The sequence below is a fragment of the Haemophilus paracuniculus genome (assembly GCF_002015115.1).
Classification (GTDB): domain Bacteria; phylum Pseudomonadota; class Gammaproteobacteria; order Enterobacterales; family Pasteurellaceae; genus Haemophilus_E; species Haemophilus_E paracuniculus.
This window is the reverse complement of record NZ_MUYA01000003.1, coordinates 158,763-183,619: the sequence shown is the minus strand read 5'-3', so window position 1 is coordinate 183,619 and position 24,857 is coordinate 158,763. Positions and strand designations below refer to the sequence as shown.

The 24,857-nt window shown below is 45.3% G+C and carries 13 protein-coding genes and 1 pseudogene; 9 read left to right on the top strand and 5 right to left on the bottom strand.

From position 1 onward, the window contains the following. Positions 1 to 303: 303 nt before the first annotated feature. Positions 304 to 1,239: a KpsF/GutQ family sugar-phosphate isomerase gene (locus B0187_RS02455; protein ID WP_078236279.1), complete on the top strand. Its 936-nt coding sequence runs from the start codon at positions 304 to 306 to the stop codon at positions 1,237 to 1,239. Next, entirely contained in the window at positions 1,239 to 1,715 is a 477-nt protein-coding gene (gene greB, locus B0187_RS02450; protein ID WP_078236278.1) for a transcription elongation factor GreB, read from the top strand. The genes B0187_RS02455 and greB overlap by 1 nt, the downstream gene beginning before the upstream one ends. A gap of 88 nt (positions 1,716 to 1,803) precedes the next feature. On the opposite strand, the gene ppc is transcribed toward greB, so the two are convergent. Then, complete coding sequence (gene ppc, locus B0187_RS02445; RefSeq protein WP_078236277.1) at positions 1,804 to 4,443, bottom strand: phosphoenolpyruvate carboxylase; 2,640 nt, start codon at positions 4,441 to 4,443, stop codon at positions 1,804 to 1,806. A 246-nt stretch (positions 4,444 to 4,689) separates the two neighbouring features. Between ppc and B0187_RS10410 the strand changes: the two genes are divergently transcribed. After that, positions 4,690 to 4,818, top strand: coding sequence for a hypothetical protein (locus B0187_RS10410; RefSeq protein WP_281247591.1), 129 nt, complete (start codon positions 4,690 to 4,692; stop codon positions 4,816 to 4,818). Further along, positions 4,757 to 9,769 carry a type ISP restriction/modification enzyme gene (locus tag B0187_RS02440; protein ID WP_143413751.1) on the top strand — a complete coding sequence of 1,671 codons (5,013 nt, stop codon included), beginning with the start codon at positions 4,757 to 4,759 and terminating at the stop codon, positions 9,767 to 9,769. The genes B0187_RS10410 and B0187_RS02440 overlap by 62 nt, the downstream gene beginning before the upstream one ends. Before the next feature lie 41 nt (positions 9,770 to 9,810). On the opposite strand, the gene B0187_RS02435 is transcribed toward B0187_RS02440, so the two are convergent. Continuing rightward, complete coding sequence (locus tag B0187_RS02435) at positions 9,811 to 11,136, bottom strand: anti-phage deoxyguanosine triphosphatase (protein ID WP_078236275.1); 1,326 nt, start codon at positions 11,134 to 11,136, stop codon at positions 9,811 to 9,813. A gap of 108 nt (positions 11,137 to 11,244) precedes the next feature. Here B0187_RS02435 and prfB point away from each other — a divergent pair. Both prfB and B0187_RS02425 read left to right on the top strand, forming a co-directional pair. Further along, positions 11,245 to 12,343 (top strand): peptide chain release factor 2 gene (prfB, locus tag B0187_RS02430; RefSeq protein ID WP_143413750.1). Its coding sequence is split into 2 segments (ribosomal slippage): positions 11,245 to 11,319 and positions 11,321 to 12,343, totalling 1,098 coding nucleotides; the frame shifts between segments, so codons are not numbered across the junction. A 159-nt stretch (positions 12,344 to 12,502) separates the two neighbouring features. Next, positions 12,503 to 13,501 (top strand): AEC family transporter, encoded by a 999-nt coding sequence (locus B0187_RS02425; protein WP_078236274.1) that lies wholly within the window; start codon positions 12,503 to 12,505, stop codon positions 13,499 to 13,501. Between the two features lie 61 nt (positions 13,502 to 13,562). Here B0187_RS02425 and B0187_RS02420 read toward each other — a convergent pair whose 3' ends face one another. Then, the gene (locus tag B0187_RS02420; protein ID WP_078236273.1) at positions 13,563 to 14,654 is read right to left on the bottom strand and encodes an extracellular solute-binding protein; all 1,092 of its coding nucleotides are present in this window, start codon (positions 14,652 to 14,654) and stop codon (positions 13,563 to 13,565) included. 179 nt (positions 14,655 to 14,833) lie between these two features. Beyond that, complete coding sequence (gene tkt, locus B0187_RS02415; protein ID WP_281247593.1) at positions 14,834 to 16,837, bottom strand: transketolase; 2,004 nt, start codon at positions 16,835 to 16,837, stop codon at positions 14,834 to 14,836. A gap of 280 nt (positions 16,838 to 17,117) precedes the next feature. Between tkt and rpmE the strand changes: the two genes are divergently transcribed. The 3 genes and pseudogenes from rpmE to ilvY all read left to right on the top strand — a co-directional run bounded on the left by rpmE (position 17,118) and on the right by ilvY (position 19,053). Further along, positions 17,118 to 17,330, top strand: a complete 213-nt coding sequence (gene rpmE, locus B0187_RS02410) for a 50S ribosomal protein L31 (protein ID WP_005597698.1) — start codon at positions 17,118 to 17,120, stop codon at positions 17,328 to 17,330. Positions 17,331 to 17,404: 74 nt separating this feature from the next. After that, a pseudogene (locus B0187_RS02400) lies at positions 17,405 to 18,172 on the top strand (glycosyltransferase family 25 protein). 5 nt (positions 18,173 to 18,177) lie between these two features. After that, positions 18,178 to 19,053 (top strand): HTH-type transcriptional activator IlvY, encoded by an 876-nt coding sequence (gene ilvY, locus B0187_RS02395; RefSeq protein ID WP_078236269.1) that lies wholly within the window; start codon positions 18,178 to 18,180, stop codon positions 19,051 to 19,053. A 285-nt stretch (positions 19,054 to 19,338) separates the two neighbouring features. Here ilvY and B0187_RS02390 read toward each other — a convergent pair whose 3' ends face one another. Then, positions 19,339 to 24,789 (bottom strand): YadA-like family protein, encoded by a 5,451-nt coding sequence (locus B0187_RS02390; protein WP_078236268.1) that lies wholly within the window; start codon positions 24,787 to 24,789, stop codon positions 19,339 to 19,341. Positions 24,790 to 24,857: the final 68 nt, after the last annotated feature.

Below are 24,857 nucleotides of genomic sequence, written 5' to 3'. Positions count from 1 at the left end.
TTGCGTTGAGCGGTTTCGTCAATTTCGAGGTCAATTTGTACTGTTTGAGCCTACGAAGTAGGCGAGTTTACAAATTGACCGTAGAAATTAGAAACAAGCGAAACATCAGCAAAATGCTCGGGGGTCGCCTTTCTTTTTGGTTACTTTTTCTTTGGCGAAGCAAAGAAAAAGTAACAGATCTCAAACAAGGGGTACGATTTTTGATAATCCTTATATTCCAAACTTATCCCTTATTCCCTTTGGTTTTCCCCCAAGCTAGCGTATAATTCCGCCCCGTTGATAACCTCTTTTTGTGGGATTTTTATGAACTATCTATCAAGTGCCAACGAGACTTTAAGCCTTTACGCCCAAGCGATTAGCAACCTAAACGGCAACCTCAATGAGCAATTTAACCAAGCGGTTGAGATGATTTTAAACTGCGAGGGTCGAATTGTGGTGGCAGGGATTGGTAAATCGGGGTTAGTCGGGCAGAAAATGGTGGCGACCTTTGCCTCAACGGGGACGCCGAGTTTTTTCCTGCACCCGACCGAAGCCTTTCACGGCGATTTGGGAATGTTAAAGCCGATTGATATTGTGCTGTTGATTTCCAACAGTGGCGAAACCGATGATGTGAATAAATTGATCCCAAGCCTGAAAAATTTCGGCAACCGCATTATTGCGATGACGGGCAACCTCAATTCCACCCTCGCCCAGCACGCCGATGTGGTGTTGAATATCGGCATAGAGCGAGAGGCTTGCCCGAACAACCTCGCCCCGACCACCTCAGCGTTGGTAACAATGGCGTTGGGCGATGCGTTAGCGATTGCGTTAATCAAAGCCCGCAACTTTAAGGCGGAAGATTTCGCCCGCTTCCACCCAGGGGGCAGTTTGGGGCGTAAATTGCTTTGTCGTGTCAAAGATGTAATGCAAACTAAACTGCCGACCACCCCGCCGAACAGCGATTTTAGCCAACTGCTTTCGGTGATGAACGAGGGGCGAATGGGGGTGGCGTTGGTAATGGAACAAGGCGAACTGCAAGGCATTATTACCGATGGCGATATTCGCCGCACCCTTGCCAAATTTGGGGCGGAAAGCCTTTCCAAAACCGCCGAGCAGATTATGACTCGCAATCCAAAAACGATTTTAGATAGCACCTTCCTCGCCAAAGCGGAAGAAGTGATGAAGCAGTTGCATATTCACTCGCTGATCGCCGTGAATGAACAGGGCAAGGTTACGGGCTTAATTGAGTTTTCAAGCTAATGGCAAAATCAAACTATATCACCCGAGCAGGCTGGCAAGCCCTCGACCAAGAACTGAAATTCCTCTGGCGGGAAGAACGCCCGAAAGTTACCCAAGCCGTGTCTGATGCAGCGGCATTGGGCGACCGTAGCGAAAATGCCGAATATATTTACGGCAAAAAACGCTTGCGTGAAATCGACCGCCGCGTGCGTTTCCTCAGCAAGCGGTTAGAAGTGTTACAAATTGTCGATTACCACCCGAAACAAGAGGGCAAAGTTTTTTTCGGGGCGTGGGTGGAATTGGAAAATGACGAGGGCGAAATCAAGCAATATCGCATTGTCGGCTGCGATGAATTTGACCCCGCCAAACAATGGATTTCCATTGATTCCCCCGTCGCCCGTGCCTTAATCGGCAAAGGGGTGGACGATGAAATCCAAGTCGAAACCCCAACAGGAAAGGTTACCCTTTATGTGAATCGGGTTTGGTATGAAAAATAGAATCTTTTTATAAATTTTTTAAAAATCCCACCCCTTGCAATAAAAAAACAAAGGCGTGATTTCTCACGCCTTTTTCTTTGATGAAACACTAACCCGTATTCCGCATTCCCGCCGCAATTCCGGTAATCGTAACCATTAACGCCTGTTCCAGAATCGGGTCTGGGTTGTCGCCTTGGCTACGTAGGCGGTGTAAGAGTTCCACTTGCAGTAAGTTGAGCGGATCGGTGTAAACATTGCGTAACGCAATGGAATCCGCAATCCAAGGCAAGTCTGCCATTAACTGTCCATCGTGGGAAAGGGCGAGAACCGTTTGAATGTCGTCCGCTAATTGTGCTCGCAACGATTTGCCTAAACGGTGCAATTCTGGGGCGACCAAACGTTGATCGTAGTATTCCGCCAAGCCGAGATCCGCTTTGCTGAACACCATTTCCAACATTCCAATACGGGTTGAGAAAAACGGCCACTCTTGGCACATTTCTTTAAGGGTTTGTTCATCGCCTTGCTCAATCAGTTGTTTCAACGCAGCCCCTGCCCCCAACCACGCGGGTAGCATTAGGCGGTTTTGCATCCACGCGAAGATCCACGGGATCGCACGCAGGCTTTCCACACCGCCTTTTGGATTACGTTTAGCAGGGCGTGAACCAAGCGGTAGTTTTGAGAGTTCTTGCTCTGGGGTTGCCGAACGGAAGTAAGGCACGAAATCAGGCTCGCCCCGCACCACACCACGGTAGATTTGGCAGGAAATTTCCGCCCCACGATCCATTACCTCACGCCAAAGTTGTTTTGGCACAGGTGGCGGTAATAAATTCGCCTCTAAAATCGCACTCGCATATAAATTCAGGGTTTCCACCGCCACCGCTGGCAAGCCTAATTTGAAACGGATCATCTCGCCCTGTTCGGTAACACGCAAGCCTGTTTTGAGGGAACGAGGCGGTTGGGAAAGTAAAGCTGCGTGGGCTGGCGCGCCACCCCGCCCCACTGTGCCACCACGCCCGTGGAAGAGGGTCAATTCAATATTATATTTTTCACAGAGATTGACCAACGCCTCTTGTGCTCGATATTGAGCCCACGAAGCGGCTAACATTCCCGCATCTTTTGCCGAATCGGAATAGCCGATCATAATCATTTGATAATTATTGATCACTCCACGATACCAACCGATGCTAAACAGGTCGCTCATTACTTTTTCGCTATGATCCAAATCGTCAAGGGTTTCAAACAGTGGCACAACTGGAATGGAAGTTTTACAGCCTGCCTCTTTGAGCAATAAATGCACCGCTAGCACATCGGACGCTTCGCGAGCCATTGAGATCACATAGGCAGAAATCACGCCCTGTGGCTGTTCGGCAATCACTTTGCAGGTATCCAAAATCTCTTGGGTTTCGGCACTTGGCGTCCAGTTGGTTGGTACAAGCGGTCGGCGAGAGCTTAATTCTCGCACTAAGAACGCCTGTTTATCATCTTCCGTCCATTGAGAATAATCGCCCAAACCAATGTAGCGAGTGATTTCCGCAATCGCCATTTCGTGGCGGGTGCTTTCTTGACGAATATCCAAACGAGATAAGCCCAAACCGAAACAGCGGATACGGCGTAAACAGTCAAGCAGATCACCGTTAGCGATAATCCTCATTCCGCATTGGTGTAGCGATTGATAGCAGTCGTAAAGCGGTTCCCAAAGTTGGTTATCATCGGTCAAAATCTCGCTTCGCTCAATGGTGAGCGGTTTGCCCTCTAACAATTCGCCATAATAGGCAAGGGTTTTGCTGAGTTTGGCACGCAGATCTTTTGCCACCACACGATAAGGCTCACGGTGCGTACCATATTTCATTCTAAATTCGTTGGTGCATTGCACAATCGAAAGCTCTTCCGCCAAGGCAGAGACATCACGCAAAAAGAGTTCCGCCGCTTTCCAACGGTTCATTTGCAACACACGGCGAGTAACTTCGGCGGTAACGAACGGGTTGCCGTCTCGGTCGCCACCCATCCACGAAGAAAAACGCACGGGTGCAAGCCCAACGGGGTGCTGAACGCCGTAGTATTTTTCCAGCTGGAAATTCAGCTCACGGCAAAAATCTGGCACAGCTTTCCAGAGGCTATTTTCGATCATCGCAATGCCCCACTTCGCTTCATCGACTGGGGTTGGGCGTTCCGCCCGAATTTCATTGGTGTGCCACGCCAACGCGATCAACTGCATCAAACGGCGTTTCAGTTTTTGCTGTTCGGCAGCGGTTAAATCATCGTGTTCCAACAAGCCCAATGCTTTGTTGATTTCAACGTGTTTATGCACGAGGGAACGGCGGGTAACTTCCGTTGGGTGGGCGGTCAGCACTAGATCCACCAACAGTTTTTCAACGGTTTGAATCACGGTTTCCACCGGCACATTTTGCTCTTTCAAACGGGCAAATAACGAGCCAAGAGAACGATTTCCCATAGAACTGTCGTGATGATGACGGGAAATGGTTTGATACTGTTCCGCAATGTTGGTTAAATTCAAGAATTGGCTGAACGCACGCGCCACGGGCAGCACGTTTTCATTGGAAATGTTGGCGAGTTTATCAAGCAATGCCTCACGGGCTTGCCGATCCCCCTCTCGGGAATTTTTTGAAAGCAGACGAATACTCTCAATCAGCTCTAACATCTCATTCCCTTGGGTTTCACGAATGGTCTCGCCTAAAAATTCGCCGAGTAAGTGAATGTTGCTTCGCAATGCAGAATATGGTTCATTCATAAAAAAATCCTATCTTTGGCATAAATTTAACTAGGGCAAATATACCCTAAATTGAAATGATTTTCCAAGGGGATTTAATTAAATTGATGAAATAAATGATTTAACACAAAAACAAGCGGTGCGATACGGTAAAAAATTTACCCTATCGCACCGCTTGTTCTTATTTTACTTGCATTTTTCGATTTATTCTTTTACACAAATTCAGTAAAATTTCGCCACTTTTTTCAAAATTCAGAGCATACAACTATGTCCAATCAATCAATCAATCAATCAATCAATCAATCAATCAATCAATCAATCAATCAATCAATCAATCAATCAATCAATCAATCAATCAATCAATCAATCATCAGCATTATCTCGCCTGCTCGCTGATTATCAAGCAAAATCGCTTACCGAGCGTGAAAAAGGTACTTATTTTGAGCAATTAACGCAACTCTACTTCAAACACGAACCTTTCTACCAAACCCTTTACAAAGAAGTTCTCACATTTAAAGATTGGGCTGAAACCTACTATCCAGAATTACCCTCAAATGACACAGGCATCGACCTAGTCGCTTTAACCCATTCAGGCGAAACCCACGCCATTCAATGTAAAAATTACGCGATTGACCACAAAATCAGCAAAAGTGATATTGATAGTTTCTTCACCGCTTCGGGAAAAAAGTATTTCGACCACCGTATTATTGTGGCAACCACCGATGAATGGACGGATAACGCCTACGCCTCACTCGCTGATCAAAATCCCCCTGTTACCCTCATCAACCGTTCTGATTTAGAAAACAGTGCGATTGACTGGCAACAATTTGAAACCGCTCAAACTATTGAATTAAAAACGAAAAAGACCCTACGAGAACATCAACAAACCGCCTTAAAAAATGTAGTAAAAGGGTTGGAAACGGCAGATCGAGGTAAATTGATTATGGCGTGTGGCACGGGCAAAACTTTTACTTCCCTCAAAATTGCCGAAGAAATGGCAGGCAAAGGGAAAAAAGTGCTGTTCCTTGTGCCAAGCCTTGCCCTTCTTTCGCAAAGTTTAACGGAATGGACACAAGAGTCCGAAACGCCACTGCATAGTTTTGCGGTCTGTTCTGATAGCGATGTGGGCAAACAAAACAAAGGTAAAATTGACGATGATCGGGTGCAATTACTCAATCACGAATTACGCTTCCCTGCCACCACCAACGCAAGCGGTCTGATTAAAGCGATAAATGCCCAAAATCACGATCTTGCAATGACGGTGATTTTTTCCACCTACCATTCGATTGATGTGATCCACCAAGCTCAACAACTCGGCTTAGGGGAATTTGATTTGGTGATTTGCGATGAAGCCCACCGTACCACTGGCACAAAATTCAAACAAGACGAAAAAACGTCCCCATTTATTCGTATCCACGATAATGACTATATTCAAGCAGCCAAACGCCTTTATATGACGGCAACCCCTCGTATTTATGGCGAAAAAGCCAAAGAAACGGACGATCTTGAACTACTTTATTCAATGGACGATCCTGCCTCTTTTGGCGAAACCTTGCACACGATTTCATTTTCCGAAGCGGTTAAACGTAAATTATTAGTTGATTACAAAGTGCTAGTGCTAGCGGTGGAAGAAAGCCACATTCGCCGTCATCTCGACCTTGCCAATTTATCCGTTGCCAACGGTGAAATTGAAGTGGACGATGCGGCGAAAATTGTCGGATGTTGGAAAGCCCTTTCCAAATATGGCGTAACGGAAGATTTAGATGATGACAAACAAGCAATGAAAAGAGCGGTGGCTTTCTGTCAAGTGATTGAGCCAACGGACAGCACCAAAAACAAATTCCACAAAGTGAGTTCAAAACAGATTGCGGAAATTTTTGATACGGTGGTATCCGCTTACCAACGCTATGAACGCCAGCACCTTGATGAAAATGATGAACAACAAGCCGAACTCGCTCAATCGGTCAATTTAAAATGTGAAGCCCAGCACGTTGATGGCTCAATGAATGCCAGCGAAAAAGCCAGCAAAATTAGCTGGTTAAAAGAAGAAACCGATGAAAACTGCTGCCGAATTTTATCTAACGTTCGCTGTTTATCTGAGGGCGTTGATGTGCCAGCCCTTGATGCGGTGTTATTCTTAACCCCTCGCAATTCCGAAGTTGATGTGGTGCAATCCGTTGGGCGTGTAATGCGAAATGCCCCGAACAAAAAACGTGGTTACATTGTATTACCAGTGGTGATCCCTGCTGCCCTTTCTCCCGAAGAAGCCTTAAATAAAAATGAAAACTATAAAGTGGTTTGGGAAGTGCTAAATGCGTTGCGAGCCCACGATGATCGCTTTGATGCAATGATCAACGCAATGGAATTTGATAAAGCCGCGAACGATAAAATTGAAGTGATCGCTGTGGTGGATCATCTCGCTCGCAAAAAACAAAAACCAACCGCTAACAAAAAGAAAAAAGCTGATGGCAAAGGACAAAATAGCATTGGGAAAGCTGACCCTACTCAAAATTTCAATGGCGAACAATATGAATTGCCTTACGAAATCGGCGATATTGAACTTGCCTTAAAAGCCAAAATCGTCAAACGTTGTGGAAAACGAGAGTATTGGGAAGATTGGGCAAAAGAAGTGGCAAAAATTGCCAATGAACATATTCAAGAAATTAACGAGATCATTGCCAACCCTGAAAATAAATTAGAGCGAGCAATGTTTGAAGAATTTGCCCAAGAATTAAAAGATGATTTAAACACGGCAATCAGTGAAAGTGAAATTGTTGAAATGTTAGCTCAACATCAAATTACTGAACCTGTTTTTAATGCGTTATTTGCCAATGCTCAATTTACCCAGCAAAATCCAATGTCGCAGGCAATTCAGCAAGTGATTGAAGTGTTAAATAAAAAGAAATCTTTTGCGAACACCAAAAAATTGGATTATTTCTATAATAGCATCAAAGAAAAAATCGCAGGCATTAAAACTGCCGAGGGTAAACAACATATTATTAAACAACTTTATGATAGTTTCTTTAATAAAGCCTTCCCGAAAATGGCAGAACGTTTAGGTATTGTTTACACGCCAGTGGAAGTGGTTGATTTTATTATTCACAGTGTGGAACATATTTTAAATAGCGAATTTAATAGCTCTTTAAAAGATAACGGCGTGCAAATTATTGATCCATTTACGGGAACTGGCACATTTATTACACGTTTATTACAAAGTGGCATTATTCCAGCAGATAAACTGCCTGAAAAATATAAAGAAATTCACGCTAACGAAATGGTGTTACTTGCCTATTATATTGCGGCAATCAATATCGAATCCGTTTATCACGCTTTATTGGAACAGCATCAAATCGGCAAAGCGGAATATCAACCTTTTGAGGGCATTTGTTTAACGGATACGTTCCAAATGTATGAAAAAGAAGATATGGTGGATCAAATTTTAGAGGTAAACAGCAAACGCCGTAAAAAACAAAAGACACTGGATATTAAAGTGATTATCGGCAATCCGCCTTATTCCGCAGGGCAAGAGTCGGCAAACGATAATAATGCCAATATCGCTTACCCTCACTTAGATGAAAAAATTCGCTCAACCTATGCCGAATATAGCACCTCAACCAATAAAAATGCGTTGTATGATAGCTATATTCGAGCCATTCGCTGGGCAAGTGATCGTATTAAAGGCAGTGGCATTATTGGCTTTGTTACCAATGGGGGTTATTTAGAAAGTAATTCCGCTGATGGTTTACGCAAATGCCTTGCGGAAGAATTTAGCTCGCTCTATATTTTCCATTTAAGGGGCAATCAACGAACATCAGGCGAGCGTTCTCGTAAAGAGGGTGGAAAAATTTTCGGTTCAGGAAGCCGAGCACCGATTGCAATTGCCATTTTAGTTAAAAATCCGACCGCTTGTGAAATGGGTAAAATCTATTTCCACGATATTGGAGATTATTTAACCCGTGAGCAAAAATTGGAAAAAATTCAGCAATTCCGCTCAATTGCAGGGATCAGCGAGCAAGATCAATGGACACAAATTATCCCCGATCAATTTAACGACTGGTTAAATCAACGTGATCCAAATTTTGACAGCTATATTGAATTAGGTAATAAAGAAGATAAAAATGTTATTACTATTTTTGAAAATTATTCAAGAGGTGTCGCAACTGCCAGAGATGCGTGGGTTTATAACTTTTCAAAAGAAAACTTAACATCCAATATGCGGTCAATGATTAAATTTTATAACCAACAAGTATTATTTTTCCTAGTTCAAAGAGAAAACAATGAAAATATAAACATTGATGAAATTATCGATCTAGATCCAACAAAAATAAGTTGGAACAGAAGTCTAAAAAACGATCTATCAAAAGCTAGAAAATTTAATTTTGATGATAATTCAATAAGATTAGGAATGTATAGACCTTATACTCAATCCAATATTTACTTTAATAGAACATTTAATGATATGGTCTATCAAATGTTTAATATTTTTCCAACTAAAAATACAGAAAATAAAGTAATTTGTATTACAGGAAGAGGGGCTACTACACCATTTTCTATTTTAATTACAGATAAAATTCCCGATCTAGGGTTCATTTCAACAAATCAATGCTTCCCCCTCTACCTCTACGAAAAAACCGAGCCAAAAGTTGGCACAACAAGCGGTCTGTTTGAGGAAGAAAATGGCAAAGCGGTGGAAGGCTATCAGCGGAAAGAGGCAATTACTGATGAATCATTAGCCCATTTCCAAACGGCTTACCCAAATCAGCCGATCAGCAAGGAAGATATTTTCTACTATATCTACGGCTTGCTTCATTCGGAAGATTATCGCCAAAAATATGCGGATAACCTCAGTAAACAGCTGCCTCGTATTCCGTGCGTCAAAAAAGTGGAAGATTTTCAAGCCTTTTGTGAAGCGGGGCGAGCCTTAGCGGAATGGCATTTAAATTATGAAAATGCACCGCTTTATCAAGGCGTGAAACTCTCTGGGGGCGGAAAACTGACCGAAAATGGCATTTTGGGCGGCGTTCCCGAAGATTTTTATGTGGAAAAAATGAAATTTGCTAGCAAAGAAGAGAAAAGCAAAATTCTCTACAATAAAAAAATCACAGTGGAAAATATCCCTGAACAGGCGTTTGATTACATCGTAAACGGTAAATCAGCGATTGAATGGGTAATGGAGCGACAAGGGGTCAAAATCGACAAAGCCAGCGGTATCGTCAATGATGCGAACGACTGGGCGAAGGAAACAATGAACAACCCTCGCTACCCGCTCGAATTATTGCTACGGGTGATTACCGTAAGCATTGAGACGATGAAGATCGTGAATAATCTGCCGAAATTGGTAATTTAGTGAATGAAAAAGGGGCTTTATGCCCCTTTATTTTTGCCCGTTTAGAGCATTTGATAAAGCTTAAACGCCTGTCCGTCTGACATACTGGCGAGGTAGTCGGAAATCACTCTGGCTCGTTTGGATTCTTGCTGTTGTTGCCAACGTTCTGCAATCAATTTAGGTAACAGCCGCACGGGGTCGGTGCTAAGCATATCGAACAGTTCCATTAAAATGCGTTGCCCTTTGTACTCTACCCTTTGGGTTTTCACATCGCAGATCACATATTCGTACACGAATTTTTTGAGAATATCGAGAACGCATTGCACGTCTTCGGGCAAATAGGCGTTGAAGCGTAGCAACGGCTCGGCGAAATCGGCGGTTTCTTTCCATTTCACATTGGTTACAAAATGATTGACCAACGCCCCGATCACATCTTTACGTTCATAGCGATGATCGGAAAATAATTTTTGGCGAAGATCGGGCAACATTGCTTTGACCCACGTTGAACAACATTCGGCAAGTTGCTGTTCCGCCACCGCCCACGATTGAGGCGTAACCATTCCGCCCACAATCGCATCTTCCAAATCGTGTACGCCGTAGGCAATGTCGTCCGCCAATTCCATTAGGCTACAATCGAGGGATTTGTAACGGGTTTTGGTCGGTTTAGTCGGATCGGGATTGTCGTTCAGGGTACGGAACAAGGCTTTATCCGCTGCACAAAGGGGATCTAACACCCAATCTAAAAAGGGTTCATCATCACGGTAAAGCCCTTTGCTGGCGGGGTAAGCGTGCAGGTTGATGTAACGGCTTTCCGCTGGCGGTGGCAGATCTTTGGGGGCGGTTTCATCGAGGAATGCAGGATATTTGATGATGCCGAGCAAGGTGCGGCGAGAGAGGTTCATTCCTGCTTTTTCGGTGTAGGGTTCGAGTTGAGTAACGATCCGAAATGATTGGGCGTTGCCCTCAAAGCCGCCGTGTTGTCGCATTTTGTAATTGAGGGCAGTTTCGCCACCGTGTCCAAAGGGCGGATGCCCGATGTCGTGGGCGAAGCAAAGGCTTTCAATCAAACTGCGAGAGGGCAACAACGCGGATAGATTTTCCCCCAACCCTCGCAATTCTGGCAAGGAACAGACCGCTTGAAAGCCTGTTTTATCGCCCACCAATTTGGCTCGCAAACTGCTGCCGATTTGTGCCACTTCGAGGGAATGGGTCAAGCGAGTGCGGTAAAAATCGTCCTCGCCCACGGCGTGAATTTGGGTTTTGGCTTGCAAACAGCGAAAAGCCTCAGAGTGCAAAATCCGCCCCCGATCTCGCTGAAAGGGGGAACGGTGATCTTGCTCGCGTTTTTTATCCGCTAAAAAGCGTTCTGTCCAACGTTCGGAAAGCATAAAATCCTCAAATAAAAATGAATGATGAAAAATTATGCCACAATCTTACCGCTTGCGGCACGCTTAGGCTATAATCTCGCCCTTAAAAATGAAAAATAAGGAAAGAAAATGTTTGAAATCAATCCATTAAAAAACCAACTTGCCGATTTAACCGAACGCACCACCGTGATTAGGGGGTATCTTTGACTTCGATCACAAGGTCGAGCGGTTGGAAGAGGTCAATGCAGAATTAGAACAACCTGACGTGTGGAACACCCCTGAAAAAGCCCAAGCCCTCGGCAAAGAGCGGGTGGAATTAGAGGCGGTGGTCGAGACGATCAAAGCCTTAGAGCAAGGCATTGAGGACGTTGAGGGCTTGCTGGAACTCGCCCTTGAAGCGGAAGATGAGCATACTTTTCAAGAGGCGTGCGATGAGGCGAACCAATTAGAACAAAAACTCGCCAAATTAGAGTTTCGCCGTATGTTTAGCGGTCAGCACGACAGTGCCGATTGCTATGTGGATTTGCAGGCAGGTTCGGGCGGAACGGAAGCCCAAGACTGGACGGAAATGTTGTTGCGAATGTATCTGCGTTGGGCGGAAAGCAAGGGTTTCAAAACCGAGCTAATGGAAGTGTCGGACGGCGATGTGGCAGGGCTGAAATCGGCAACCATTCGCGTGTCGGGCGAATATGCGTTCGGCTGGCTACGCACCGAAACGGGTATTCATCGCTTGGTGCGTAAAAGTCCGTTCGACTCAAACAACCGCCGCCACACCTCGTTTAGTGCGGTGTTCGTTTACCCTGAAATTGATGATGATATCGATATTGAAATCAACCCTGCGGACTTGCGGATTGACGTTTACCGAGCCTCGGGGGCGGGCGGTCAGCACGTCAATAAAACCGAATCGGCGGTGCGGATCACCCATATTCCCACGGGGATTGTGGTGCAATGCCAGAACGACCGTTCCCAGCACAAAAATAAAGATCAATGTATGAAACAGCTCAAAGCGAAATTGTACGAGCTGGAAATGATGAAGAAAAATGCTGATAAACAGGCGATGGAAGACAGCAAGTCCGACATCGGCTGGGGCAGCCAAATTCGTTCTTATGTGCTGGACGATTCTCGCATTAAAGACTTGCGGACAGGGGTCGAAAACCGCAACACCCAAGCGGTGCTAGACGGCGATTTGGATCGCTTTATTGAAGCGAGTTTAAAGGCGGGATTGTAATTTTCAAGCGGTGGGATTAAGCGAAATTTCAAGCGGAAAGGACGCCAGCGTGGCGTCCCTACCGTAGGGTCGCAATGCTTGCGACCCAAGACCGCAGAAATTAGAAACAATCCAAACGATAAATCTTCCGCTAATCTTTTATAAATGACAGGAACTATTATGCTGTTATCTTCCTTACAATTTAGCCTTAGCGTAACCCTACCCACCATTTTAATGATGTTACTCGGGATTTTCTTACGCAGGCGGCAAATTTTAGATGATCGGTTTTGTGAAATGGCGTCAAAACTGATTTTTAACTTTTCCCTGCCAACCTTAATTTTCCTTAACGTTCTCAAAAGCCCAAGCGAATACACGGGGCAATTTTCGTTGCTGGCGACTGGGTTTGTCGGCACAGTGCTGATTTATCTGCTGGCGGAAATGGGGGCGGCGAAATATGTGAAAGAGCGACGTTATCGGGGCATTTTTGTGCAAGGCACGTTTCGCTCGAATAGTGCGATTTTGGGGCTAGCGTTGGCGATTAACGCTTACGGCAATAGTGTGATTGGGGCGGTGTCCGTTTACACGGCGATGTTGATTATCCTGTTCAACACCTTTGGCGTGATTACCCTAACCCTCTCTCTTAGCGACAATAAACCAAACATCGGGCGATTACTGATTTCGATTGCGAAAAATCCGCTGATTTTAGCCACCCTACTCGGAATGTTGGCGAATCCTGTCCAAGAGCTGATTCCAAAATCGCTAATGCAAACGGGTAGCTATTTGGCGAACATTACCCTACCCCTTGCGTTAATTTGCACGGGGGCAAGCCTGAATTTTAAGCAGTTACGCAAATTTAAAGCTCAAAGTGAGGACGAAAACGCCAGCCAAACGAGCAATCAAGTTAGCCAAATCGTGTGGGCTTCAAGTTTTATCCGCTTGCTGATTGCCCCGATGTTTATGTTAATGCTCGGCAAATTTGTGTTCCAGCTTGACCCAATGTCCCTCGGTGTGGTGTTTTTAACCACGGCTACTCCAGTCGCTTCCGCCACTTACGCAATGGTGCGAAACTACGGCGGCGATGCCACTGCTGCGGCGAACCTAATCGGCATTACCACCATTGGTTCAATTTTTACATCCAGTATTGGACTGTTTGTTTTAAGGCAGTTGGGGTGGGTTTAACGCAAACAAAAAGCACTACATTCGTAGTGCTTTTTTATGATTCAAGCGGTCAGTTTCCTGATTATTTCGCCGCTTTTAATTCTTGGTAGTATTTTTCGTAGAGTTCAATCGCATCGCCTACGTCATCTTGCCATTGGGCGGTTTTTAATACTTCCGCTGGTGGGTAGATTGCAGGATCTTCGGTGATCTCTTTCGGTAATACTTTCAACGCTTCCATATTAGAAGTTGGGTAGCCGATAGCTAAGGTTAATTTTTCAGCTACTTTTGCACTTAATAGATAGTTAATCAATTTGTGCGCACCTTCTGGGTTTTTCGCATTCGCAGGGATTGCGAGGGTATCAACCCAAAGTACAGGGCCTTCTTTCGGGAACACCATATTTACTGGGGCTTGCTCTTTTTTCGCAATGCGTACAGAACCGTTCCATAATTGACCCACTTCCACTTCGCCTGAAATGAATGAGTTCGCTGGGTTGTCAGAGTTGAATGAAAGCACGTTTGGACGTAATTTCAACAATTCTTCGTAAGCCGATTTAATCACCGCAGGATCTTTGGTGTTTGGATCTTGACCTAATTTTAACAACGCAATGTTGAATACTTCACGGGCATCGTCTAATAATTGAACTTTGCCTTTATACTCTGGCTTCCATAAGTCGCCCCACGAGGTGAAGTTATCCGCTTTGTAGGTGTTGGTGTTGTAAGCAATACCTGGTGCACCTAATAATTGCGGTAGTGAGTATTTGTTGCCTTTGTCGTAAGGTTTGTCTAACCAGTCTGGGTTGAGGTCTTTGATCACAGGTAATTGGTTGTGATCAAGCTCTTTTAACATTCCTTCACGCGCCATTTTTGATACAAAGTAGTTACTTGGTGCGATAACATCGTAGCCGCCGTCTTTACCTTGTAATTTCAATTTCGCGTACATCGTTTCATTAGATTCAAGGCTTGAAACCTCAACTTTGATACCCGTTTCTTTGGTAAATTCATCTAATAAACCGTCTGGCACATATTCTGTCCAAGTGTAAAGATGAACCGTGCCGCCTTGTGCTGGTGCAGCTTCTGGGGCTTTGGTTTCAGCTGTTTTGGTTTCTTTGTCGTTACAACCTGTTAATGTTGCCGAGAGAACACCTGCCACAGCGAGTGCAACTAATTTTTTCATTTAAGATTTCTCCGTATAAAAAAGAAAGACAAGCGGTAAGATTACGCCGTTTTTTCACTGACCTTTCACAAGGAAAGACGGGGGCATTTTAAGCCACCCCCTATATTTTGCAAGGAATTTTCTTGCAAATTGAATAAAAAAACAAAAAGGCGAGTTACCTCGCCTTTTTTCATTCTCAATTAGAGAATTTCTTTCGCTTTTGCGACTACGTTTTCAACGGTAAAGCCGAACAATTTGAATAATTGATCCGCAGGGGCGGATTCACCGAAACTGTTCATTCCAACGATTCTGCCACCGAAGCCAACGTATTTGTACCAGTAGTCTGAAATACCCGCTTCAATCGCCACACGTTTGGTTACTGAGCTTGGCAATACCGCTTCACGGTAGGCTTCGTCTTGTTTGTCGAACACGTTAGTGCTTGGCATTGAAACCACACGCACGTTTTTGCCTTCGCCAGCCAAGACTTCGGCAGATTTCACCGCTAATTCCACTTCTGAACCTGTTGCAATCAAGATCAAATCTGGCGTGCCTGCACAATCTTTTAAGATGTAGCCACCTCGTGCGATGTTGGCTAATTGCTCTGGATTACGCTCTTGTTGAGCAAGGTTTTGACGAGTGAAAATTAACGCACTCGGGCCTTCTTTACGCTCAACCGCCGCTTTCCACGCCACCGCTGATTCCACTTGATCGCACGGACGCCAGGTTTCCAAGTTTGGAATTAAGCGTAAAGTTGCGGTTTGTTCAACAGGTTGGTGGGTCGGGCCGTCTTCGCCTAAACCGATGGAATCGTGGGTGTAAACGAATAATGAACGCTGTTTCATCAACGCCGCCATACGCACTGCGTTGTGGGCGTATTCCATAAACATTAAGAAAGTTGCACCGTAAGGAATGAATCCGCCGTGTAGGGCGATACCATTCATAATCGCTGACATACCGAACTCACGCACGCCGTAGTTGATATAGTTGCCGTCCACATTGTGATCGGCACGGATTGGTTTTGAACCAGACCATAAAGTTAAGTTAGAACTTGCTAAGTCAGCCGAACCGCCTAAGAACTCTGGTAAGAGTTTTGCATAGGCTTCAATCGCATTTTGTGAGGCTTTACGGCTGGCGATAGTGGCTGGATTTGCCTGTAATTTTTCGATAAAGGCTTGTGATTCTGCCGCCCAATTTGCAGGTAAATCGCCTGCCACACGGCGTTTAAATTCAGCGGCAAGCTCTGGGTAAGCGGTCTCATAAGCGGCAAATTTTGCATTCCACTCTTTTTCCGCAATCGCCCCTTTGGCTTTTGCGTCCCATTCCGCATAAATATCCGCAGGAATTTCAAATGGTGCGTGTTCCCATTTTAAGAATTCACGTGCCGCTTGAATTTCCGCATCGCCTAATGGTGCACCGTGGCAATCGTGCGAGTTTGATTTATTTGGCGAACCGTAACCGATAATGGTTTTGCAGATAATTAAGGTTGGACGATCTTTTTCCGCACGGGCATTTTCAATCGCAAATTGGATTTGGTCAGGATCGTGGCCGTCCACATTGCGGATCACTTGCCAGCCATAGGCTTCAAAGCGTTGAGCCGTATCATCAGAGAACCAGCCATCAACGTGGCCGTCAATCGAGATATTGTTATCATCATAGAAAGCGATCAACTTGCCTAAACCGAGCGTCCCCGCCAACGAGCAAGCCTCGTGGGAAATCCCTTCCATTAAGCAGCCATCGCCGAGGAAAGCATAAGTATAGTGATCAACAATGTTATGCCCCTCACGGTTAAATTGAGCCGCTAAGGTTTTTTCCGCAATCGCCATACCCACGGCGTTAGTGATCCCTTGACCGAGTGGGCCAGTGGTGGTTTCAACCCCTGGTGCGTAGCCATATTCTGGGTGGCCTGGGGTTTTAGAGTGAAGTTGGCGGAACTGTTTTAAATCTTCAATCGAAAGATCGTAGCCTGTGAGGTGCAACAAGCTATAAATCAACATCGAGCCGTGTCCGTTAGAAAGCACGAAACGGTCGCGGTTTGCCCATTGTGGGTTGGTTGGATTGTGTGAAAGGAAATCACGCCATAACACTTCGGCAATATCCGCCATTCCCATTGGCGCCCCTGGATGTCCTGAATTTGCTTTTTGGACAGCATCCATACTTAAAAAACGAATTGCATTCGCTAACACTTTGCGTTCAGCCATTTTTATACTCCTTAGTAAAGTCAAATCTAAAAGCGACAAAAAGTGTAGCGATTCTACACCATTTCTAGCGGAAAACTCAAAATGTTGCGTGAAAAAGTGTGATCAAAATCACATAAATTTAGCCGTTGCAAAGATCGAAAAGATCAAATAGAATACGCACTCTTTTTTAGGCGTTGAGTTTTGGCTCAACATTTTATTCATCACATATGGTGCTTATATGCGGTGTGCAACCACAAAATGCACAACAAAATAAGTGGCGATATGGCTTCATCAGAGGTTATCCATAATGAAACAAGGTATTCACCCAGAATATACAGAAATTACAGCAACTTGCTCTTGCGGTAATGTCATCAAAACTCGTTCAACCGTAGGTAAAAACTTAAACCTAGACGTATGTGGCAACTGCCACCCATTCTACACTGGTAAACAACGTGTGGTTGATACTGGTGGTCGTGTTGAACGCTTTAACAAACGTTTCAGCATTCCAAGCACAAAATAAGTTATTTAAAAAACTCATCAATAAAACCCTGTTATGCAGGGTTTTATTGTATATAGAATATAAAGAGAATATGTATGAATAATTACTGCCCTATTTTTATCATCAACTTAGCCAAATCTGCTGACAGACGTTCTCATATCGAACAACAATTAAATCCACTTAATATCGCATACCAATTCTTTCCTGCCGTATACGGCAAATAAAATCCCAACCACCCTCTTTTTCAAAAATATAATGAAAGTAAAAGGTTATTAAGAAAAGGGCATAAAATGAGCCTTTCTCAACTAGGTTGCTTTGCAAGCCATTATTTATTATGGCAAAAATGTATAGAATTAGATCAAGGTATAATTATTCTGGAAGATGATGCAATTATTCATTCTAATTTTGTTGAAATAAACGACTTCCTAGCCTCTCCTCAAAATCACTTTGAATTTCTATGGCTAAGTCCACCAGCCCCTGCGAGAAGAAATCAAAAAGGCGATATTATTCTTGATATTCAAAATACAAACAATAAAGTTGCTCGCTTCTATCAAGGCTGGGGAAATGCAACAGGTTATTATATAACCCAAAATGCTGCACAAAAACTTATCAATTACACACAAGAGTGGATTTATGATGTGGATATTTCAATGGATCGATATTGGGAAAATGGGCTAGATTATCTCGCTGTTACGCCCGCTTGTGTTGAACCTAATTTTAATTTAGAAAGTAACATTCCCGTTGATAAAGGCAGATCACAAAGAACCCTTTTAACAAAATTAAATAGAGAGCTATTTAAACTTAAAGATATTATCAATAAATTTATCTACGACCGCTTTAAAGCACCCTATTTAAAAAATTAACGAGAATGGACTTCCAAAGTTTAAAACTCTTTTTAGATCTTGCTCAAACCAAAAATTTTAAACGAACGGCGGAAAAAAATTATATGTCCGCCCCCACCTTGACACGTCATATTCAACGGATTGAGCAAGAAATCGGGCAGCCCCTTTTATTACGGGATAACCGCCAAGTATTATTAACGGAAGCAGGGGAACGTTTTTTATCTTTTGCTCAACAAAGTTGGGGAAATTGGTTGGCAATTCAACATCATCTTTCCCCCGAAAAAGGGGAATTAGAGGGCGAACTCAATTTATTTTGTTCGGTAACCGCTTCTTACAGCCATTTACCACAAATTCTCGCCAAATTCCGCCAATATTATCCGAAAGTCGATATTAAACTTTCCACCGGCGACCCTGCCCAAGCCCTCGAACAGGTGCAATCTTTACAAGCGGATATTTCCCTCACGGGCAAGCCAGAACATCTGCCGAATAATATCGCTTTCCATTATATTGATGATATTCCCCTTTCGTTGATTACCCCGAAAGTGGCTTGTCTCGCCACCCAATTACTGCAACAAAACCCGATTGATTGGCAAAATGTACCGTTCATTCTGCCCGTGGACGGCCCTGCTCGCAAGCGGATAGATCATTGGTTTAAATCGCAAAAAATTAGAGAGCCACAAATTTACGCCACCGTAACAGGACACGAAGCAATCGTGCCAATGGTGGCTCTCGGCTTTGGGGTGGCGTTGATCCCCGATATTGTAGTACGACACAGCCCCGTCAATAATCAAGTTGCCTATTTTAATTTGCCGATTCCGATTCACGCCTTTGAACTCGGCATCTGCGTTCAACAACGCCGTTTGCAAGAGCCAATCATCAAAGCCTTTTGGGATCTGCTATAAAAAAGAGCCAAACGGCTCTTTTTGCTAAATATCCACTTTTTCTATGTCCCAAATATCCCCTTGGAATTTGACAAACCACCGATCTAACATTTAGCTATCTAACATTTAGCTATCAAACATTTTTCAAAATTCAACGTAAAATTATAAGCTAAAATAATACTACACCTCAGACTTTCACTCTCTACTTCTGCATTACCCACTTTTTTGACGGAAATGAAAAACAAGCGGTGAGATTCCAAAAAATTTTGCGCCCCCCACCGCTTATTAAAGGCGAATTAACTCATTTTACCACTCATAGCCCACACCAGCACCTACGCTTACGTTGCCTTGTGTGTTGGCACTGCCTGAGGCTTTGAGGATCATTCTGCCGTCTGCCGACATTTTACTTACCCCAACCGCCACAGAGCTTTGCCCTGCAAATGAGCCAACCGCCGCCGAGGTCATTACTTTACCAGGGCGAGAAACCTGCGGTAAATTCGCCATTGCGGTAACGCCAGCCACGCCTGCACGCAATTTTTTATCCACTTTATCCACGCGTTTTTCTAGCTTATCAACACGGTGATTCGTTTGTTTTAATTGCGAGAAATTGACCGCATCGGTGTCTCTCGATCCCGCAGCGACATTGGTGATCACACGCTCTGCCCCTGCTCGCCCTACGGATACACTATTTTCACGATCCGCCACCGAGCCAGCACCCACCGCCACCGCATTGGTTGCCGTTACTTGGCTATTTGCCCCCAGTGCCGTTGCATTTTCTGCACTTGCTTTGGCATTTTGACCCACAGCTGTGCTATTTTTACGTTGAGCTGCCGCCTTGCGACCCACCGCCACCGAACCTTCTTTGATTGCCACCGTAACATTATTTTGTTCGTCCACAATGCCCGAGGCTTTCAATGCCGATTTCGCTTGACGAGCAGTGCTATACGCTTGATTTGCGGTATTTCTCACCACTTCAACATCTGATTTGTTCGCTTTTTTCGCCAGCTCATAATCCACATACACCTGGCTTGCCTTGCTGTTCAAGCCCGTGGTTGGATCATTCACCGCTTTCGACACTTGGTTCGCCGTATTTTCCGCTGAACGAGCCACGCCCATCGCCTCAATGGTTACACGAGAAATTTCTTCCGCTTTTTGCGAAACAAAATTCGCTTTATCCGTTGCGACAACTGCCGCCCCTTTGGCGATATTCGCTTGCTCAATCGCAATATCGGCATTGTCGAAGGCAATATCTGCTTCTTTTCTCGCATTAACTGCCGCATTCTCTGAGGCGAGCACACTCAATTCCGCTTGCTTCGCAAACTGCTCTGCGGTTTCCGCTGAAACCACCGCTTGATCCGCCGAACTTACCGCCATCTCAGCCGCCTCAACCGCTACCGCAGATTGAGCCTTAGCCATTTCAGCCGATTTCGCCGCATTCGTAGCAGAAGTTGCAGCTTGTTCCGCAGAATTTCCTGAATTTAATTCAGAAACACCCGCTTGTTGTGCCGACTCAGCCGATTTTTCTGCGGATACCGCCGCATTCTCTGCCGATTCCACGGCGACGGATGCACCTGCTAATGAGGTCAATGCAGATTCCGCTGCTACCGCTGCTTGTTCTGTTGCTGTGGTTACTGAGTTTGCCGCATTGGTTGCAGACGTCGCCGCTTGCACGGCTGATGTGCCTGCTGATAAAGCCCCTGCTAATGAGGTTAATGCAGATTCCACTGCCACCGCTGCTTGTTCTGTTGCTGTGGTTGCTGAGTTTGCCGCATTGGTTGCAGATGCAGCTGCTTTCTCGGCTGATTTGCCTGCTGATGAAGCACCTGCCAATGAGGTTAAAGCTGATTCCGCTGCAACTGCCGCTTGTTCTGTTGCTGTGATTGCTGAACTTGCTGCATTGGTCGCAGAAGTTGCTGCTTGCTCGGCTGATTTTCCTGCCGATGATGCACCAGCTAACGAAGTCAATGCAGATTCCGTTGCCACCGCCGCTTGTTCTGTTGCTGTGGTTGCTGAACTTGCTGCATTGGTCGCAGAAGTTGCTGCCTGCTCAGCTGATTTACCTGCTGACGATGCACCTGCTAATGAGGTTAAAGCTGATTCCGCTGCTACTGCCGCTTGCTCGGTCGCAGTCGTTGCTGAACTTGCTGCATTCGTCGCAGAAGTTGCTGCTTTCTCTGCCGATTTACCTGCTGACGATGCACCTGCTAATGAGGTCAATGCAGATCCCGCTGCAACTGCCGCTTGTTCTGTTGCTGTGGTTGCTGAGTTTGCTGCATTCGTTGCAGACGTCGCCGCTTGCTCAGCTGATTTACCTGCCGATGAAGCACCCGCTAATGAAGTCAAAGCTGATTCCGCCGCTACTGCTGCTTGTTCTGTTGCTGTGGTTGCTGAGTTTGCTGCATTGGTCGCAGAAGCTGCCGCTTTCTCTGCCGATTTGCCTGCTGATGAAGCACCCGCTAAGGATGTCAAAGCAGAGCCTGCTGCCACCGCTGCTTGTTCTGTCGCGGTCGTTGCTGAATTTGCTGCATTGGTCGCAGAAGTTTCAGCACTGTTCGCAGAAACTGCCGCTTTCTCTGCTGATTTACCTGCCGATGAAGCACCCGCTAATGAGGTCAAGGCTGATTCTGACGCTACCGCTGCTTGTTCAGTCGCTGTGCTTGCAGAAGCCGCTGCCTTCTCAGCCGATTTTCCTGCTGATGACGCACCTGCTAATGAGGTCAAGGCTGATTCTGTCGCTACCGCAGCTTGTTCTATTGCTGTGGTTGCTGAGTTCGCAGCATTCGTTGCAGAAGTTGCCGCTTGCTCTGCTGATTTACCTGCCGATGAAGAACCCGCTAATGAGGTTAAAGCTGATTCTGCCGCTACCGCTGCTTGTTCTGTTGCAGTGGTTGCTGAGTTTGCTGCGTTAGTTGCAGAAATACCCGCTTGTTTTGCTGATTCTGCTGCTTTATTCGCTCTGGCAACTGCTACACCTGCGTGCGATTTGGCGTTACCTGCCTCTGTGGTCGCTTTAAATGCCTGTGCTTGGGCTTGACTTAAATTCGATTTAACTTGATTTGCAGTACGGTCAATTTGTGATTTCACACCATCAACAGCCTCTTTCACAGATTGAGCCGCTGTCAAGGCGCTTTGAGCAGATTGAGCGTGAGTTTGAGCATTATCTGCTTGGGTTCTCGCATCTGACACCGCTTGCTCTGCTTGATTTTTCGCTGTTAATGCATTACCTGCCGCAACAGACGCATCTACCGCTGAACGATTTGCACTTGTCGCTGCTCGGTTTGCATCACCCACTGCATTCGCTGCACCACGTTGGCTTGCCAAGGCTTCTGTTGCTGCATCTTGGGCTAACTGTGCTTTGTCTGTTGCGATGCCTGCTTGGGTAGTAGCAGTTTCTGCCGATCCCGCTGCGTTATCTGCCGCTGTTTTTGCACGATCCGCTTGCTCTGTTGCTAAACCAACCTGTGCTGTTGCTTCTTTGGCTTTGTTTGATGCTGTTGTGGCTGAACCTGCTGCATCAGTCGCAGAATCACTCGCAGCTCTTGCTGACCCCTCTGCATTTTTAGCTTGGGTTACGGCAAAGTCTGCGTTAGCTTTCGCCATCAGAGCTTTCAATCTAGCGTCTTCCGCTTGATTTGTCGCTTGTTCTGCTTGGCTTCTTGCTTGGTCTAACTGTGATTCAACTTGACTAGCTGTATGTTCGATTTGCGATTTCACACCATCAACAGCTTCTTTCACAGATTGAGCCGCTGTCAATGCATTTTGAGCTGATTGAGCGTGAGTTTGAGCATTGTTCGCTTGCTCTCTCGCTGCTGACACCGCTTGCTCTGCTTGATTTTTCGCTGTTAATGCATTGCCTGCGGAAATAGATGCCCCCACTGCTGCATTATTAGCATTTGCGACAGCTTGGTTTGCATCTTTCAGAGCATTTACTGCACTTTGTTGGCTTCTTAATGCTTCACCTGCTGCGTTTCTTGCCAATTGTGCTTTGTCTGTCGCAATGCCCGCTTGGGTAGTAGCGGCTGCCGCTGAATTTGTTGCACTAGTTGCCTGTGCTGTGGCTAAACGAACTTGTTCAGCTGCATCTTCAACTTTGCCTTGTGCGGCTGTAACAGCTTGTTGTGCGGCTGTTGAAGCAGTTTCTGCACGGTCTGCTTGGGCTTTGGCTAAACCAGCTTGTTCTGTCGCTTCTTCAACTTTTCTTGTTGCATCTGAAACTGCGGTTCTTGCACTTTCCGCAGATTTGGCAGCATTTTTCTCAGAAGCTACCGCTTGATCCGCCAATTCTTTCGCTTTGCCTGCTTGGGTAGTGGCTTCTGTCGCTGAATTTGCTGCATTAGTTGCTTGCTCTTTGGCAAGGCGAACCTGTTCAGCAGCATCTTCAACTTTGCCTTGTGCGGCTGTAACAGATTGTTCTGCGGCTCTTGCGGCTGTCTCTGCTCGCTCGGCTTGTTGTTGAGCTAAACCAACCTGTGCGGTTGCTTCTTCTGCTTTATTCGATGCCGTTGTTGCTGAATCTGCTGCATTTTTCGCAGAAGTAGCCGCTTGTTTAGCAGATTTTTTAGACTCTGACGCACCAATTGCAGAAGTAAATGCTGAATCGACTGCTAGAATCGTTTGCTCTGTAACAGTATCGGCTAATTTTTTCGCTTTATCTGCTTGGGTTGTAGCATCTTGGGCTGATTTTAATGCACGTTGAGATAATTTCTGTACATCTTTGGCGGTAAGAACAGGATCTTTTCTGTTTGGATTGCCGACTGAACCAATCTCAACATTAGGATCATCTGAGCTTACACTGTGTAATGGCTCTGATGGATTTCCTTTGGTTGCAGAATCTTCCTCTGCGTCTTGTCCTTCCACTGTTACCCTGTGTTCAACAGCATCTCTCGCCAATTCTTTCATTTTTTCTGCTGGCGTTTCTGGCTCGAAAGTTACATCATCCGCTTTATGATTTTTCGCCTGTTCTTTCATTCGCTGTTCTTGTTCTGGGGTAGTCGTTCCCTTTCTTGTCAAGCGGCGAGGTTCTTCTTCGGACTGATTTTCTTGACCTTCAACTTCAACCTTATGTTCCTTGTCTTCAACATCGGTTGAACTCTCTGGCTGTGCAGGGGCTGAAACGGTTTCTGTTTCCGCTGTCGTTGGTTGAGAGGTAGCCTCAACTGTCTCGCTAGGTTGTGGTTGAGCTGGGGTTGAAGCAGTTTCTGTTACCGTTGGTTGAGCGGTAGTTTCAACTGGCTCGCTAGATTGTGGTTGAGCTGGGGCTGGAACAGATTCTGCTTCCGCTGGTTGCGGGGTAGCCGTAGCCTGATTGCTAGGTTGTGGCTGAGAAGTATTATTTGTTGGATTGTTTGTTGTTGAAGCATAATCTTCATCATCTTCATCACTGCCATCTTCACCAACATTAACTGAAACTGAATGTGCACCAGGAACTTTATTAGCTGCTGCTTGGGCTTTTAATCTGGCTAATTGTTCTGCGGTTGGGCTTGGGCGAGAAGATGTCTTAGGTTTTGACTGATTAACGTTTTCAGTAATTGATGAAACATCTTCATCATCAAAACTTATGCCATCAGGTTCATTCGCATTCGCCACCCCAAACCCTAATAAGGAAAGAGCAATAGTGGTCGCCACTAATTTTTTGCTGTGGCGGGTTGGTTTTTCGCCGTTGTTTGATGAGCTTTTCACGACACCGCGTGCTAATTCAGAAACCGCCACCCACGTTTGAGTTGATTGATTCCAAATTACTTTAAAGATGTTATTCATAAATTAAAATCCTTCATTTCAAAAAAATTACGCTTTTTCTTTTGCAAATACAGCACACAAAAGTGAGC

Excerpts from the sequence above, each read along its gene's own strand:
- B0187_RS02455 (WP_078236279.1), top strand. The coding sequence starts at position 304 with ATGAACTATCTATCAAGTGCCAACGAGACTTTAAGCCTTTACGCCCAA.
- greB (WP_078236278.1), top strand. The coding sequence starts at position 1,239 with ATGGCAAAATCAAACTATATCACCCGAGCAGGCTGGCAAGCCCTCGAC.
- ppc (WP_078236277.1), bottom strand. The coding sequence starts at position 4,443 with ATGAATGAACCATATTCTGCATTGCGAAGCAACATTCACTTACTCGGC.
- B0187_RS10410 (WP_281247591.1), top strand. The coding sequence starts at position 4,690 with ATGTCCAATCAATCAATCAATCAATCAATCAATCAATCAATCAATCAA.
- B0187_RS02435 (WP_078236275.1), bottom strand. The coding sequence starts at position 11,136 with ATGCTTTCCGAACGTTGGACAGAACGCTTTTTAGCGGATAAAAAACGC.
- B0187_RS02425 (WP_078236274.1), top strand. The coding sequence starts at position 12,503 with ATGCTGTTATCTTCCTTACAATTTAGCCTTAGCGTAACCCTACCCACC.
- B0187_RS02420 (WP_078236273.1), bottom strand. The coding sequence starts at position 14,654 with ATGAAAAAATTAGTTGCACTCGCTGTGGCAGGTGTTCTCTCGGCAACA.
- rpmE (WP_005597698.1), top strand. The coding sequence starts at position 17,118 with ATGAAACAAGGTATTCACCCAGAATATACAGAAATTACAGCAACTTGC.
- ilvY (WP_078236269.1), top strand. The coding sequence starts at position 18,178 with ATGGACTTCCAAAGTTTAAAACTCTTTTTAGATCTTGCTCAAACCAAA.
- B0187_RS02390 (WP_078236268.1), bottom strand. The coding sequence starts at position 24,789 with ATGAATAACATCTTTAAAGTAATTTGGAATCAATCAACTCAAACGTGG.